The 13,431-nt window shown below is 64.6% G+C and carries 14 protein-coding genes; 3 read left to right on the forward strand and 11 right to left on the reverse strand.

Translation table 11 applies throughout. The annotated features are described in order from the left end of the window. Positions 1–17: 17 nt before the first annotated feature. The 3 genes from FVF58_RS03370 to FVF58_RS03380 form a co-directional block, all read right to left on the reverse strand. On the reverse strand, positions 18–1,034 hold the full coding sequence (locus tag FVF58_RS03370; RefSeq protein WP_188130699.1) for an SIS domain-containing protein: 1,017 nt from the start codon (positions 1,032–1,034) through the stop codon (positions 18–20). Next, entirely contained in the window at positions 1,018–2,121 is a 1,104-nt protein-coding gene (gene nagA / locus FVF58_RS03375) for an N-acetylglucosamine-6-phosphate deacetylase (RefSeq protein WP_149668508.1), read from the reverse strand. The genes FVF58_RS03370 and nagA overlap by 17 nt, the downstream gene beginning before the upstream one ends. 113 nt (positions 2,122–2,234) lie before the next feature. Continuing rightward, on the reverse strand, positions 2,235–2,969 hold the full coding sequence (locus FVF58_RS03380) for a GntR family transcriptional regulator (RefSeq protein WP_149668509.1): 735 nt from the start codon (positions 2,967–2,969) through the stop codon (positions 2,235–2,237). Between the two features lie 374 nt (positions 2,970–3,343). Here FVF58_RS03380 and FVF58_RS03385 point away from each other — a divergent pair, with 374 nt between their 5' ends. After that, positions 3,344–4,270, forward strand: a complete 927-nt coding sequence (locus FVF58_RS03385) for a bifunctional helix-turn-helix transcriptional regulator/GNAT family N-acetyltransferase (RefSeq protein WP_149668510.1) — start codon at positions 3,344–3,346, stop codon at positions 4,268–4,270. Between the two features lie 51 nt (positions 4,271–4,321). Here the strand turns inward: FVF58_RS03385 and FVF58_RS03390 are convergent, their stop codons facing one another. Together FVF58_RS03390 and FVF58_RS03395 are read right to left on the reverse strand one after the other, a co-directional pair. Further along, positions 4,322–5,134 (reverse strand): MetQ/NlpA family ABC transporter substrate-binding protein, encoded by an 813-nt coding sequence (locus FVF58_RS03390; RefSeq protein WP_149668511.1) that lies wholly within the window; start codon positions 5,132–5,134, stop codon positions 4,322–4,324. A 211-nt stretch (positions 5,135–5,345) separates the two neighbouring features. Continuing rightward, positions 5,346–7,151, reverse strand: coding sequence for a methyl-accepting chemotaxis protein (locus tag FVF58_RS03395; protein WP_149668512.1), 1,806 nt, complete (start codon positions 7,149–7,151; stop codon positions 5,346–5,348). 270 nt (positions 7,152–7,421) lie between these two features. On the opposite strand from FVF58_RS03395, the gene FVF58_RS03400 reads away from it, so the two are divergent. Then, a complete protein-coding gene (locus FVF58_RS03400) occupies positions 7,422–7,712 on the forward strand; it encodes a YciI family protein (protein WP_149668513.1) in 291 nt (96 codons plus the stop codon). Between the two features lie 95 nt (positions 7,713–7,807). On the opposite strand, the gene FVF58_RS03405 is transcribed toward FVF58_RS03400, so the two are convergent. The 5 genes from FVF58_RS03405 to FVF58_RS03425 form a co-directional block, all read right to left on the reverse strand. Beyond that, on the reverse strand, positions 7,808–8,425 hold the full coding sequence (locus FVF58_RS03405; protein ID WP_149668514.1) for an SCO family protein: 618 nt from the start codon (positions 8,423–8,425) through the stop codon (positions 7,808–7,810). Positions 8,426–8,429: 4 nt separating this feature from the next. Beyond that, positions 8,430–9,335, reverse strand: coding sequence for a heme o synthase (gene cyoE, locus FVF58_RS03410; protein ID WP_149668515.1), 906 nt, complete (start codon positions 9,333–9,335; stop codon positions 8,430–8,432). 6 nt (positions 9,336–9,341) lie between these two features. Then, positions 9,342–10,451 (reverse strand): COX15/CtaA family protein, encoded by a 1,110-nt coding sequence (locus FVF58_RS03415; RefSeq protein ID WP_149668516.1) that lies wholly within the window; start codon positions 10,449–10,451, stop codon positions 9,342–9,344. Between the two features lie 23 nt (positions 10,452–10,474). After that, positions 10,475–11,137, reverse strand: coding sequence for an SCO family protein (locus tag FVF58_RS03420; RefSeq protein ID WP_149668517.1), 663 nt, complete (start codon positions 11,135–11,137; stop codon positions 10,475–10,477). A 156-nt stretch (positions 11,138–11,293) separates the two neighbouring features. After that, positions 11,294–12,010, reverse strand: a complete 717-nt coding sequence (locus tag FVF58_RS03425) for an SURF1 family protein (protein ID WP_149668518.1) — start codon at positions 12,008–12,010, stop codon at positions 11,294–11,296. A 111-nt stretch (positions 12,011–12,121) separates the two neighbouring features. Between FVF58_RS03425 and FVF58_RS03430 the strand changes: the two genes are divergently transcribed. Next, the gene (locus FVF58_RS03430; RefSeq protein ID WP_149668519.1) at positions 12,122–12,331 is read left to right on the forward strand and encodes a twin transmembrane helix small protein; all 210 of its coding nucleotides are present in this window, start codon (positions 12,122–12,124) and stop codon (positions 12,329–12,331) included. 163 nt (positions 12,332–12,494) lie between these two features. Here the strand turns inward: FVF58_RS03430 and FVF58_RS03435 are convergent, their stop codons facing one another. Continuing rightward, positions 12,495–13,352 carry a cytochrome c oxidase subunit 3 gene (locus tag FVF58_RS03435; RefSeq protein WP_149668520.1) on the reverse strand — a complete coding sequence of 286 codons (858 nt, stop codon included), beginning with the start codon at positions 13,350–13,352 and terminating at the stop codon, positions 12,495–12,497. Positions 13,353–13,431 lie beyond the last annotated feature (79 nt).

Raw genomic sequence — 13,431 nt, forward strand, 5'->3', positions numbered from 1 at the left:
TCGCATCTGATTTCTCTTCAGTGAGTTTCGGTGACTTTGTTGAGATGGCGCGGCGCGTCTGGATTGCGCCCGCGCGCGGCGGCAAGGCCGGCGGCCATCACGTAAAAGGACAGGATGGCGGCGATCGGATCGAGCGCCGCGTGAGCGGTGGCGGCCAGCGGCAAGGTGGCTTCGGCCACGTCGTCCGGCGCGGCGAGCAACACGCGCGCGCCGCGCGCCCGCATGTCGTGCGCGAGTTGCAGCAGACCGGCCTGTTCGGGGCCGCGCGGCGCGAACACCAGCAGCGGGTAGTCGCGGTCGATCAGTTCCATCGGACCGTGACGCACTTCCGCGCTCGAAAACGCTTCGGCCTGAATGCCGGAGGTTTCCTTCAGCTTGAGCGCGGCTTCCTGCGCGATCGCGAGACCCAGACCGCGGCCGATCACGATCATGCGCTCGATGCCGCGCAGTTCGTCCACGGCCTTCGACCAGTCGAGCTTGCCTGCGGTTTGCAAAGCATCGGGCAGCGTGTTCAACGCGCCGAGCAGTTCGGCATCGTCCTGCCAATGCGCGACCAGTTGCGCGGAAATCGACAGCATCGCGATATAGCTCTTGGTGGCCGCGACGCTCAGTTCCGGGCCGGCGACGAGCGGCAGTTGCCATTCGCACGCATCGGCCAACGGCGAGTTCGGCGCGTTCACGGCGGCAACGGTCAACGCGCCCGCTTGGCGCAATGCCGCCATCGTGCCGACCAGGTCCGGACTCTTGCCCGATTGCGAGAACGCCAGCGCGAGCTGATCGCGCACTTGCAGCGGCGCTTGCTGGAGGGTCGCGACCGACATCGGCAGCGACGCGACCGGCACGCCGAGGCGGCTCATCGTCAGGCTGGCGAAGTAGCTCGCCGCATGATCCGAGCTGCCGCGCGCGACCGTCAGCGCGACGTGGCGCGGCTGTTCCGCGAGCTTCGCCGCGAGGGCCGCGACGCGCGAGGTGTCCGTGAGTTGCGCGGCGACCGTTTCAGCGGACGCCAGTGCCTCTTTAAGCATATTCGACAATTGCTTCTCCTTCGACGTAAGTCGCGGTCAACGCCAGTTCACGATCGAACACGACCACATCGGCCCACGCGCCGCGCGCGATCCGGCCGCGGTCCTCGAGACCGAGATAATCGGCGGCGTAGCGCGACAGACGGTTTGATACATCGGCGATCGGCAGGCCGATCGAGGCGAGATTGCGCAGCGCCTGATCCATCGTCAGGGTGCTGCCGGCGAGCGTGCCGTCGGCGAGACGCACGCCGCCCAGGCACTTCGTCACGTGCTGGCTGCCGAGGCGGTATTCGCCGTCGGGCATGCCGGTGGCCGAGGTGCTGTCCGTCACCACGTACAGGCGCGGGATCGCGCGCAAAGCCGCGCGGATCGCGCCCGGATGGACGTGCAACAAGTCGGGAATGATTTCGGCAAACTCGGCGTGCGCGAGCGCCGCGCCGACGAGCCCGGGATTGCGGTGATGCAGCGGCGACATCGCGTTGAACAGATGGGTGAAGCCGCACGCGCCGTGCTTGAGCGCGGCGACCGCGTCGTCGTAGGTGCCGAGCGAATGGCCGAGCTGCACGCGCACGCCGCGCGCGGCCATCGCGGAGATGATCTCCATATGGCCGGCGATTTCCGGCGCCAGCGTGACCACGCGGATCGGCGCGATCGACAGATACTTCAGCACTTCGTCCATCACCGCCGAGACCGCCGCGTCGGGTTGCGCGCCGAGCTTGCCGGGGTTGATGTACGGCCCTTCCAGGTGCACGCCGAGCACGCGCGCGCCGCCTGGCGTGCGCACCTTGGCGTTCTTGCCCAGCCCGGCGACCACGTTCATCAGCTCGTCGCGCGGCGCGGTCATCGTGGTGGCGAGCAGGCTGGTCGTGCCGTAGCGCGCATGCGTGCGGGCGATGACTTCGATCGCGTCGCCGGCTTCCATCACGTCGGAACCGCCGCCGCCATGCACGTGCAGATCGATGAAGCCGGGCAGGATGTACGGCGCGTCGTTGGTCGACGGATCGACGCGTTCGCCGGTGAGCGCCGTGATACGGCCGTTTTCGTATTCGAGCGTGCCGTGAATCCACCCATCGGTGGTGAGTATGTTTCCGGTCAGCATGAGTCTCTCTGATAAGACGTGATACGGGTGTGACTGAATTGCGCTCGCGGCGCCGCTTCTGCCGCTTCTGCCCTCTCTGTCGGTTGGCCGCGCGGCGAGGCCTGGCTCGCCATTCAGGTGCGCAATTCAGCGACGAAGTCGTAGTAGTCGTCGCGGCAATAGGTGTCGGTCAGCTCGATTGCGCGCTGGTCGGCGCTGTAGCCGATACGGGTAATGACCAGCAACGCCGTGCGCGGTTCGATGTCCATCAACGAGGCGATCTCGCTCGACGCGTTGACCGCCCGGAAGTGCTGCAACGCGCGCACGACGGCGGCGCCGCGTTGTTCCAGATAGCTGTAAAGCGATACGCCGATCGCCTGCGGGTCCGGCACGATCGCCGCCGGCAGCGCCGAATGCTCGACCGCCATGACGATGCCGTCCGCGCGCCGCAGGCGGCGCAGACTCGCGACTGCCGCGCCCGGCGAGAGCCCGAGGTGCACCAGTTCGTCGCGGTTGGCGGCGCGGATGGCGCGCTCCAGCCACACCGAATCCGGCCGGAAACCGCGCTGCTGCATCTTCTTCGTGAAACCGGTGAGCCGCGACAACGGATCTTCGACGCGCGGCGTGATGAAGCTGCCCGCGCCGCGCGCACGCCGGATCAAGCCCTGCTCGACCAGCAGTTCGATCGCCTTGCGCGCGGTGATGCGCGACACGCCGATCGCATCCGACAGCGTGCGCTCCGACGGCAGCGCTTCGCCGGCCGACCATACGCCGCAATGGATCGCCGTCGCCAGATTGCGCGCAAGCTGCAAATAGAGCGGCGTGACGTTGCGGGCGTCAGGCATCAGTGCGGACCAGCGAGTTTCCATGGGACTCCGGCGGCCGTCGAGAAGAGGTCGGCCTACGAAAAATGAGAGCCCATTATATAACCAACATAATACCAGTCAACCGATTGGTTCCATGCTGGTATGACGAGGTTCAAAGCCTTGCGGGATAAGGCTCCCGAGGCTGCGAGGGGGCTGCGCGGACGGTATTTCCGCGCTAAGGATTTACCCGTACTGGGCTCCGTCGAGCGTACCGGCGTGTGTCGCAGTGCTTCTTCTGGCGACCGTCCGGGAGCATCCGCAAACGTACCTTTTTAATACCAGTTAGCTGAGGTGCTTGCCGGCGTGGCTTTGTTATCCACAGGCGTTCCCATATAGTGCGGATACCAAGACATAAAAATTCCCCGGGGGACCAGCATTTGACTGATTCCGAGGCGCTGCGACGCGCTCAGGCCGTCCGCCATTTCAACCGTTTCTACGTGCAGCACATTGCCGCACTGCATGAGCATCTGGCGAAGAGCGCGTTCTCGCTGACCGAAGTGCGCGTGCTGCACGAACTCTCCCGCGCACGTGCACAAACAGCCTCGGCGCTTGGCCGCACCCTCGGTCTCGACAGCGGCTATCTGAGCCGCCTGCTGACCAGTTTCGAACGGCGCGACCTGATCACGCGCCGGCCGTCCGACTGGGACGGACGCCAGTCGCTGATCGCCCTCACCGCCGCCGGTCACGCGGCCTATGAGCCGCTCGATAGCGCCGCCATCGATGAAGTGCTGGCCGTGCTCGACGGCCTGAGCGCGCTTTCCCAGCAACAGCTGATCGCCGCGATGAAGCTGATCGAGCGGCTGCTCGGCGACACGCCGAACCACGAACTCGTAATACTGCGCCAGCCGCGCGCCGGCGAGTGCGGCTGGCTAGTGCATCGGCAGGCGCAGTGGTTCGCCGCGGAATACGGCTGGGATCGATCGTTCGAGGGATTGCTGGCGCGCGTCGTCGCCGACTACACGCAGCGCAACGATGCGCTGCGCGAGATGTGCTGGGTCGCGGAGCAGGACGGCATGGTGGTGGGTTCGGCGTGCATCGTCGGAGTATCGACGACGATGGCGGGGGTGCGCCTGCTGTGGGTCGAGCCGGATATGCAGCGCCTGGGCATCGGCACGCAATTGCTCAGCGAATGCGTGCGGTTCGCGCGGCGCGCGGGCTATACGAAGCTCACGCTGACAACCGCCAGCACGCTCGCACAACCGCGGCGGCTCTGCGAGCGCGCCGGCTTCAGGCTTGCCGGCACGGCGGCCTTGCGCCGCTTCGGCCAGGATCTGACGATCGAGAGGTGGGAACTGGAGTTGTAGCGGCAGGCGCGGCGTCCCTGCGGCCGCACGCGCCTGGCTGGGATTCGTCGCTTAGAACGACGGCACCATCGAACCCTTGAACTGGGTCTTGATGAATTGGCGCACGTCTTCCGACTGGTAAGCCGCGACCAGCTTCTTGACCCACGGCTTGTCCTTGTCCTGTGCGCGCACGGCGATCAGGTTCGCGTACGGGCTGTGGATGTCTTCCAGCGCGATCGCATCCCTGGTCGGCTGCAGGCCGGCGGCCAGCGCGAAATTCGTGTTGATCACGGCGGCGTCGACATCCGACAGCGAACGCGGCAGTTGCGCGGCGTCGAGTTCGACGAACTTGATCTTCTTCGGATTTTCGGCGATGTCGAGCGGCGTGGCGTTATTGCCGCCGGTGCCCGCGCCAGCCTTCAGCTTGATCAGACCCTGCGCCTGCAGCAACAACAACGCGCGGTTTTCGTTCGACGGATCGTTCGGCACCGCGACCTTCGCACCCTGCTGCAGATCCTTCAGCGACTTCAGCTTTTTCGAGTAGATGCCGAGCGGCGAGATGTACGTGAGGCCGGCATTGACGAGCTTGTAGCCGCGCTGCTTGATCTGGCTATCGAGGTACGGCTGGTGCTGGAAGCTGTTCGCGTCGAGGTCGCCTGCGTCGAGGGCGGCGTTCGGCTGCACGTAGTCGTTGAATTCGACGACCTTCACGTTCAGGCCTTCACGCTTCGCCACTTTCGTGACCACCTCCCAGATTTGCGCATCCGGGCCGCCGATGGTGCCGACCTTGATGACTTTGTCGTCGGCGTGCGCACCGAAGCTGGTCAGGATCGCCGCGCCGGCGACCACTGCGGAGAGGGCTTTGAGGATGTTTCCGCGCTGCATGTAATTCTCGCTGTTTCTAATTCGATTCTCTGATCGGTGTCAGATCCGGGGAGCCGGCTGCGGCACGCGCGAATGCGAGTGCGCCGCCAACTGGACCCTAAATGGTCTCATATGCGCAGCAAGATGGGAAATACCACGATCGCATATGGATATGCGTATGAAGCGGCTCGGGACCGCGTGCGGGACTACCGGCACGCGGTCGGCGGGGAGGTTAGAAGGTGGTCCAGTCGCTGTCGGCGGCGATGGGGGCGGCTGTCGTGCGGGCGGACCTTGTCGCGTCGGCAGGGGTGCGCGCCGCCACGGGCCTCGTGCTCGCCGCTGCTGCCTGAGGCGCAGACAGCTTCGGTTCGGTGCGTGCCGACGCTTTGGGCTGAGCCGCCGCGCCGCTCTCCCGTGACGCGGCCGGTTGCGCCGCCGGCGCCGCTCGGCGCGCCGTCCCGGCAACAGCGCGCTCGCTCGCGGTGGCCGCGCCATTCACGCGAAACGCGCTCACCGTGTCGCGCAACCGCCCGGCCTGATCCTGCAGCGAAGCCGCCGCGGCTGTCGCCTGCTCGACCAGCGCGGCGTTCTGCTGCGTCACTTCGTCCATCTGCGTGACCGCGCGGCCCACCTGCGAGATGCCGCTGCTCTGCTCCTCCGACGCCGCCGCGATTTCACCCATGATGTCGGTGACGCGCTGCACCGCCTGCAGAATCTCGCCCATCGTCGCGCCGGCCTGCTGGACCAGCGTCGAGCCGTTGTGCACGCGCTCGACCGATGCGCTGATCAACAGCTTGATCTCCTTGGCCGCCGTCGCCGAACGCTGCGCGAGGCTGCGCACCTCGCCCGCGACGACCGCGAAACCGCGCCCCTGCTCGCCGGCGCGGGCGGCTTCCACCGCCGCGTTCAGCGCAAGAATATTGGTCTGGAACGCGATCCCTTCGATCACGCCGATGATGTCCGCGATCTGCCGCGAGCTATCGTTGATCTCACCCATCGTGCCGATCACGCGGCTCACCACGTCGTTGCCGCGGGTCGCGATTTCGGACGCGTTGTGCGCGAGCCCGCTCGCCTGACGCGCGTTGTCGGCGTTCTGCTTGACGGTCGCGGTCAGCTCTTCCATGCTCGCCGCGGTCTCCTGCAGCGACGCCGCCTGCTGCTCGGTTCGTTGCGACAGATCGCCATTGCCGGCGGCAATCTGCTGGGTCGCCGACGCGATCGATTCCGCCGAGCGCCGGATCTCGCCGATCGTGCGCTGCAAACGGCTCTGCATCGCATTCATCGCGGCCATCATGCTGGTCGTGTCCTGCGGACGCACCTCGACCGCTTGCGTCAGGTCGCCCTGCGCGATGCTGGCCGCGAGCCGCGCCGCCTGCTCCGGCTCGCCGCCGAGACTCGCGCGCACGTTGCGGATGATCAGCACCATCGCCAGCGAAACAACCACGCCGATCACCAGCACGACGATGAGATGGCCGAGCAGCGTTTCGTAGTACACCGTGTCGATGTCCTTGATGAACACGCCACTCGTGATATTCCAGTCCCACGGCGCGAAACGCACCACGTAGCTGATTTTCGGCACCGCCGTTTCGCTGTGCGGCAGACGTCCGCGATACTCCGCGAAACCGCGTCCGCTCGCCTTGGCCGCGTCGACGATCGCCACGTACAGCAGCTTGCCGTCCGGGTCCTTGAAATCGCCGACCGGCTTGCCGGCCATTTGCGGCAGCGTCGGATGCATCAGCACGACCGGCTTCGAATCCATCACGAACAGGTAACCCGACTCGCCGTAGCGCATCGTGGCAAGACGTGCGAGCGCTTCACGCTGCGCGTCGGCCTCGCTCATCTTGCCGCCCTGCGATAGCGCGTAGTAGCCGCTCACGACGCCCTGCGCCGCCTCGACGAGGTTCACCATGCCCGCCTTGCGCTCGGCCAGCATCGTGCTGCGCGTTTCGACCGCGCTCCACAGCCCGACGCCAAGCAGCCCCAGCCATACGAGCGCGAGCGACAGCCACAGTTTGCGATTCAAACTCATCCTGCTCATTGTTGTGGTCTCTCTCGTGTGATCCGTGTTCAGTTTGCGGCGCGAACTTGCAGCGTCGCGATCGGCGCAAACGATTGCCCTAGGTATATCGGCACGTCGCGAGATCAACTTGAGAAACACGGCAAGGAAACGGACTGCGTTGCACGGCGGCGGCTCGGGCTCGTCCTGATCGCGCACAACAAAGCGTCCGCTGCCTGATAATTCAAAGCCGTGGCCGTGCATGCGAGTGTGAAGTGCGCGCGGCCCATTCCATTGCCTGCGAGAACGCTCATGTACGTGATCAACCTTATCTACACCGCATCGCTCGAACGCATCGACGACGCACTGGACGCGCATCGCGCGTTTCTGGCGAAGCAGTTCGAAGCGGGCGTGTTCGTGGCCGCCGGGCCGAAAGTGCCGCGCGACGGCGGCATCATTCTGGCGGTGCGCATCGAGCGCGAGAAGCTGGACCAGATCCTCGCCAGCGATCCGTTCGCGCAGCAGCAGCTCGCGCGTTACGAAGTGACGGAGTTCAAGACGACGCGTCTCGCGCCCGGGCTGAATTTGCCGATGCCGGCTTGAGGCCTGGTTGAGGCTGGTTGGGAGTTGATTACAGCGAGGGGATGTGAAAACGGGCGCGTGCTCGGGTCACGCGCCCCTGTCTAGTCTGCCGCGTATCAGTCGAGCAGCAACTTGATATCGTGCACCCACGGCGTGGCGCCCTGGCCGTCACGCGCGAACAGACGCAGCTTGCCTTGCGTGTCGAACACATAGCTCGCCGCCGTGTGATCCATCGTGTAGCTATCGGGCGTCTTGCCCGGCGCCTTCGCGTAGTAGACGCGGAAGTCTTTCGCGACCTTGGCGAGTTGAGCGTCATCGGCCGGACGCAAGCCGACGAAGGTCGGATTGAACGCCGGCACGTATTGCGCCAGCAAGGTCGGCGTGTCGCGTTCGGGATCGACGGTGACGAACAGCACCTGCACGCGCTTCGCGTCCTCCGGCCCGAGTTGCTGCAACGCCTGAGAAAGCTCTGCCATCGTGGTCGGACAGACATCCGGGCAATGCGTGTAGCCGAAGAACAGCACCACGACTTTGCCTTTGTAATCCGCCATCGTGCGGATTTTGCCGGACGTATCGGGCAGCGAGAAGTCGCTCGCGAATTGCGTATTGCCGGTGATGTCGAGATTCTGGAACGCGGGCGGCTGCTTGCCGCAGCCCGCCGCCAGTACCGCGCCGCCAAGCGCGCAAGCAATCACAGCAGCACGCGCCGCGCGCGCGAAGCGGTTGTTGAACATGGTGTTACGCGCCGATCAGGACGCGCGCATAGTGGTCGATCAGCAGCGCGGCGAACAGCAGCGACAGGTACACGATCGAGTAACGGAAGGTTCTGCGCGCCAGATCATCTGAGTACTCCCGATAGATCTTCCACGCATACGCGAGAAACACGGCACCCAGCAACACCGCGGCCGCGAGATAGACCACGCCGCTCATCCCGGAGATGAACGGCATCAGCGTGACCGCGAACAGGATGATCGTGTACAGCAGGATATGCAGACGCGTGTATTTCTCGCCGTGCGTGTTCGGCAGCATCGGCAGACCGGCGTTTTCGTAGTCTTTGCGGCGATACAGCGCGAGCGCCCAGAAATGCGGCGGCGTCCACACGAAGATGATCAGCACCAGAATCCAGGCGTCACCCGGCACGTGGCCGGTGACCGCGGCCCAGCCGAGTGCCGGCGGCATTGCGCCCGACGCGCCGCCGATCACGATGTTCTGCGGCGTGGCCGGCTTGAGCAGCAGCGTATAGATGACCGCATAGCCGACGAAGGTGGCTACCGTCAGCCACATGGTCAGCGGGTTGGCGAACGTGTAAAGCGTCCCCATGCCGAGGCCGCCGAGCACCGCCGAAAACAGCAGAATCTGCGCGGTGGTGATCTCGCCGCGAGCAGACGGCCGCCACGAAGTGCGGCGCATTTTCGCGTCGATTTTCTGTTCGACGAGGCAATTGATGGCGAATGCCGCGCCGGCCAGCAGCCAGATGCCGACGGTACCGCCGATCAGCACCGTCCACGGCACCATGCCGGGCGTCGACAGGAACATGCCGATGACGGCGCAGAACACGGCGAGTTGCGTGACGCGCGGCTTCGTCAGGGCGATGTACTGGGAGACCCGGCTACCGGGTGTTTGGGAGAGTGTTGTGCTGTCCATGTGGAGTCACGCTGGCGCGGCATCGCGCGCGGGGAGCACGGCGCGGCCGGGACGGCTATAAGCGATCCGAAAGTTTAACATAACGAGCAAAAGCAGCAGGATCGCGGCCCCACCGTTATGCGCGACCGCAATCGGCAAAGGCCATTGCAGGACGATATTCGAGAGCCCTGTGACGAACTGGACCAGCACCACCAGCAACACGCCGTTCGCCGGCCGCCGCAGCGATTCGAAGCGGCGCAGTTTCAGCGCGAACCACAGCAGATAGGCGATCACCACGAATGCAAACGTGCGGTGCGTCCAGTGAATCGCCACGAGCGCGTCCTGGGTGATCACGTCGCCGTCGCCGGTCATGCCGAGCGCACGCCATAGGTGGAAGCCATGCGCGAAGTCCATCGGCGGGACCCATTGGCCGTTGCAGGTCGGGAAGTCGGTGCAGGCGAGCACCGCGTAGTTGGTGCTGACCCAGCCGCCCAAGGCGATTTGCGCGACCAGCAGCGCCAAACCCGCCAGCGCCGCCGCGCGCCAGCGCGCGGCTTCGGGTTCGTAAGCGGGCAATGGGGTGAGCCGCGCGGCCAGCCAGCCGAGCGTGCCGAGCAGCGCGAGACCGAGCAGCAGATGCGTCGTCACGATGACCGGCTGCAGTTTCATCGTCACGGTCCACGCGCCGAATACGCCCTGCACGAGGATCAGCAGCAGGAGCGAGGTCGTCCACCACGGCGACACATGCAGCGGACGGCGCTTGATGCGCGCCGTCCACGCAATGATCGTCTGCGCGATGATCAGCACGCCGATCGCCATCGCGAAGTATCGGTGGATCATTTCGATCCAGGCCTTCGTCATGCTGACCGGCCCGGTGGGCATGGCCTGATGCGCGGCGGCAATCGCCGCGTGCGCGATGAACGGCGACGACGTGCCGTAGCAGCCCGGCCAGTCGGGACAGCCGAGCCCGGAATCGGTGAGACGCGTGAAACCGCCGAACATCACCAGATCGAGCGTCAGGAAGGTGGTCAGCCAGACCAGCTTGCGGAATTTGTTGTCGTCGGCCTTGACCCAAACGTAGGACAGCGGCAACAACGCGATACACAAGCCGATCAAGGCCAGTTGCAATACGAACATCTCTTCTTACCCTGGTTGCGGCATCAGCCGATGCTCGACCATTTGAGCAGCTTGGTCACGTCGACCTTGATCTTGCTGGGGTTCGGATCTTTCGGGAAACGCATCATCAGATTGCCGTTCGGATCGACCATGTAGATGTGGTCGGTGATCTGGGTGCCCTGGTCGGCGGGCAGCCATGCGGAGACCTGCGCCGGATCGGCGATCAGCATCTCGGTGCCGGGATAGGCGGTTTGTATCACGTCAGCGACCTTGCCTGCATCGGTGCGCAGCCACACTTCCACGACGCGCTCGCGTTCCGGGCCTTGGGCTGCGCGGATTTGCCGCATGAAGTAGAGCTTGGTGACGCAGGCTTTGTCGCACGCACTGCTGTCGACTGAAATCAGCAGCCAGTGGCCGCGCAGCGTCGCGAGCTTCACCGGCTTGCCGTCCTCGCCGGTGACCACGAGCGAGTCGGGGATCGGCCGTTGCGGTTCGACCAGCGTGCCGTAGCTCGTGCTGCTGCCGCTCGGCTTGATCACGTAGTACATGAAATACGACACGGCGATCGGCGCGGCGCAGATGATCGCCAGCAGCAACAGCATCCAGCGGCCGCGCTGCCAGGAGCCTTTGCCGTTGGGTTGACCAGGCATCGCTTTCGGGGCTGCGGATTTGCCGGCTTGCGGCGAACGGGGAGATTGCGTCGACACTACGGACCTCTTTCAATGATTGCGCGGCTGGCCGGCCCTTTGCTGGACCGGCAAGCCACATGTGCTGCGATACGCGCGCGGCGCGTGCATTTTCCCATTAAGTGCGCAGCGCGTTCTTGCCTATTGCGCGACTGACTGGCAAGCGTTCTTTCCTGTTTACGCGCCCGGCGCGCGTTCTTTCCTCGCGGCGCGCCGCGCGGCGTAGAGGCCGAAGGCCAACGCCGCTGCCGCCATGCCCCACCACTGGAACATGTAACCGTAGTTGCGCTCGACGCCGCTAGTTGGCGCAGGCCAGTCGCGAACCAGCTTGTCGCCGTCGTCGCTCAATTGCTGAATCACGAACGATTGCAGCGGCAACCCGGTTTCGGCGGCATACGCGGCGATATCCAGATTCTGGCGGATCAACTGATGCGTAGCCGAACCGCCCTGCCCCAACTCGAAGGCGCGCGATGCATCGGCGCGCGCGATCCCTTCGATCTCGATTTCGACTTGCGGCGTCGTGTACGGCGCGATGGTCTCGCGATTGCTCATGTTGCGCGGCAGCCAGCCGCGATTGACCAGCACGTAACCGCCGTCGGCCAGTTTAAAAGGCATCACGACGTAAAAGCCCGGCTGGTCGTTATACGGACGATTATCCAGGTACACGACCTTGTCCGCGACAAAACTGCCGCGCGCTTTCACGCGATGAAATTCGATGTCCTTCAGCGCGACCGGGGCGGCGCTTACCGGCTGTGCGGGTGCGCTTTCGAACTGCGTGATGTGCGCTTCGAGCGCTTCCTTCTGATGCGCGCGATCGCGCTGCCAGAAACCGAGCCGCACGGTCACGACGATCACCAGCAGAATCAGCAGCGCGGGAATCACGCGGATCTTCATCGAACACGCTCCGGCATTGCTTGCGGCGCCATCTGGAACCGACGGCAAACGCCCGCGCGGGGTGCGATAATAAACTTCTTGCCTCTGCGCTTCCTGGTTTCAGCCAGTTCCATGCACATTCTCGTTCCCATTGCCTTCACTCTGATCATCGCCAGCATGGTGTCGGCGTTGTATTTCATGATGCATGACAAGGGCAAAACCAAGCGGATGGTCTGGTCGCTCGCCACACGGGTCGGCCTGTCTATCTCGCTGTTCCTGTTCATCCTGTTCGCACACTGGATGGGCTGGATTCAGTCGACCGGTATTCCTTACGGGCGTTGAGTCCCACGCAAAAATTTCCGCGCCGCTAAACAAAACGCCGCCCTGACAGGTCGAGGGCGGCGCCGCTTGCGTCCTTGCATACTGCTCGTGCGCGCCGCCCCGCAGGACGTTGCGCGAACGGCCTGCGCATGCCGGGTAGCCGGTCGGCGCAGGCCAGACTCCGTTACAGCCAGTACACGACGATGTACAGCCCAAGCCACACGACGTCCACGAAGTGCCAGTACCAGGCTGCCCCTTCGAACGCGAAGTGATGCTCCGCCGTGAAGTGGCCGCGGATCAAACGCGCCAGCACCACGGCCAGCATCGTGCCGCCGAGGAACACGTGGAAACCGTGGAAGCCCGTCAGCAGGAAGAACGTCGAACCATACACGCCCGACGCCAGCGTCAGGTTCAGTTCGTTGTACGCATGGAAGTATTCGAAGCCTTGCAGGAACAGGAAGCAGACGCCCAGCACGAGCGTAGCCGCGAGCCAGACAATCGCCTTCTTGCGATGATTTTCACGCAACGCGTGGTGCGAAACCGTCAGCGTGGCGCCCGACGACAACAGCAGCGCCGTGTTGATGGTCGGCACCGGCCACGGCTGCATCGACTTGTAGGTCGAGACCAGCGCTGCCGGACCGTTGTTCGGCCACACCGCCGAGAAATCCGGCCAGATCAGCTTGTAGTCGAGGCTCCCGAGCTGATGCATCGCGATTTCGCGCGCATAGAACAACGCGCCGAAGAACGCGCCGAAGAACATCACTTCGGAGAAGATGAACCAGCTCATGCTCCAGCGGTACGACTTGTCGACATTCTTGCCGTACATGCCGCCTTCGGACTCGGCGATCGCGTCACCGAACCAGTGCCACAGCGTAAAGAGCAGCCACAACAAGCCGGCGACGACGCCGATCGGCGCCCAGTCAAGCTCGTTGATCCAGGCCGCAAGCGATCCGAGCATGACCAGCAACCCGACCGCGGCGCTGATCGGATGCCGCGACGGATGCGGTACGAAATAGTACGGGCTCTCGTTTTGACCGCTCATTCTTGATTCTCCACTTCAGTCCAGTTGTTCCGGAATGTCCGGCTGTATCTTCGGCGGCGCGTCGATACCGCACCGCTTC

Origin of the sequence: Paraburkholderia panacisoli, from assembly GCF_008369935.1 — a bacterium.
GTDB classification, from domain to species: Bacteria; Pseudomonadota; Gammaproteobacteria; order Burkholderiales; family Burkholderiaceae; genus Paraburkholderia; species Paraburkholderia panacisoli.

Excerpts from the sequence above, each read along its gene's own strand:
- nagA (WP_149668508.1), bottom strand. The coding sequence starts at position 2,121 with ATGCTGACCGGAAACATACTCACCACCGATGGGTGGATTCACGGCACG.
- FVF58_RS03380 (WP_149668509.1), bottom strand. The coding sequence starts at position 2,969 with ATGGAAACTCGCTGGTCCGCACTGATGCCTGACGCCCGCAACGTCACG.
- FVF58_RS03390 (WP_149668511.1), bottom strand. The coding sequence starts at position 5,134 with ATGCAGCGCGGAAACATCCTCAAAGCCCTCTCCGCAGTGGTCGCCGGC.
- FVF58_RS03395 (WP_149668512.1), bottom strand. The coding sequence starts at position 7,151 with ATGAGCAGGATGAGTTTGAATCGCAAACTGTGGCTGTCGCTCGCGCTC.
- FVF58_RS03400 (WP_149668513.1), top strand. The coding sequence starts at position 7,422 with ATGTACGTGATCAACCTTATCTACACCGCATCGCTCGAACGCATCGAC.
- FVF58_RS03405 (WP_149668514.1), bottom strand. The coding sequence starts at position 8,425 with ATGTTCAACAACCGCTTCGCGCGCGCGGCGCGTGCTGCTGTGATTGCT.
- cyoE (WP_149668515.1), bottom strand. The coding sequence starts at position 9,335 with ATGGACAGCACAACACTCTCCCAAACACCCGGTAGCCGGGTCTCCCAG.
- FVF58_RS03415 (WP_149668516.1), bottom strand. The coding sequence starts at position 10,451 with ATGTTCGTATTGCAACTGGCCTTGATCGGCTTGTGTATCGCGTTGTTG.
- FVF58_RS03425 (WP_149668518.1), bottom strand. The coding sequence starts at position 12,010 with ATGAAGATCCGCGTGATTCCCGCGCTGCTGATTCTGCTGGTGATCGTC.
- FVF58_RS03430 (WP_149668519.1), top strand. The coding sequence starts at position 12,122 with ATGCACATTCTCGTTCCCATTGCCTTCACTCTGATCATCGCCAGCATG.
- FVF58_RS03435 (WP_149668520.1), bottom strand. The coding sequence starts at position 13,352 with ATGAGCGGTCAAAACGAGAGCCCGTACTATTTCGTACCGCATCCGTCG.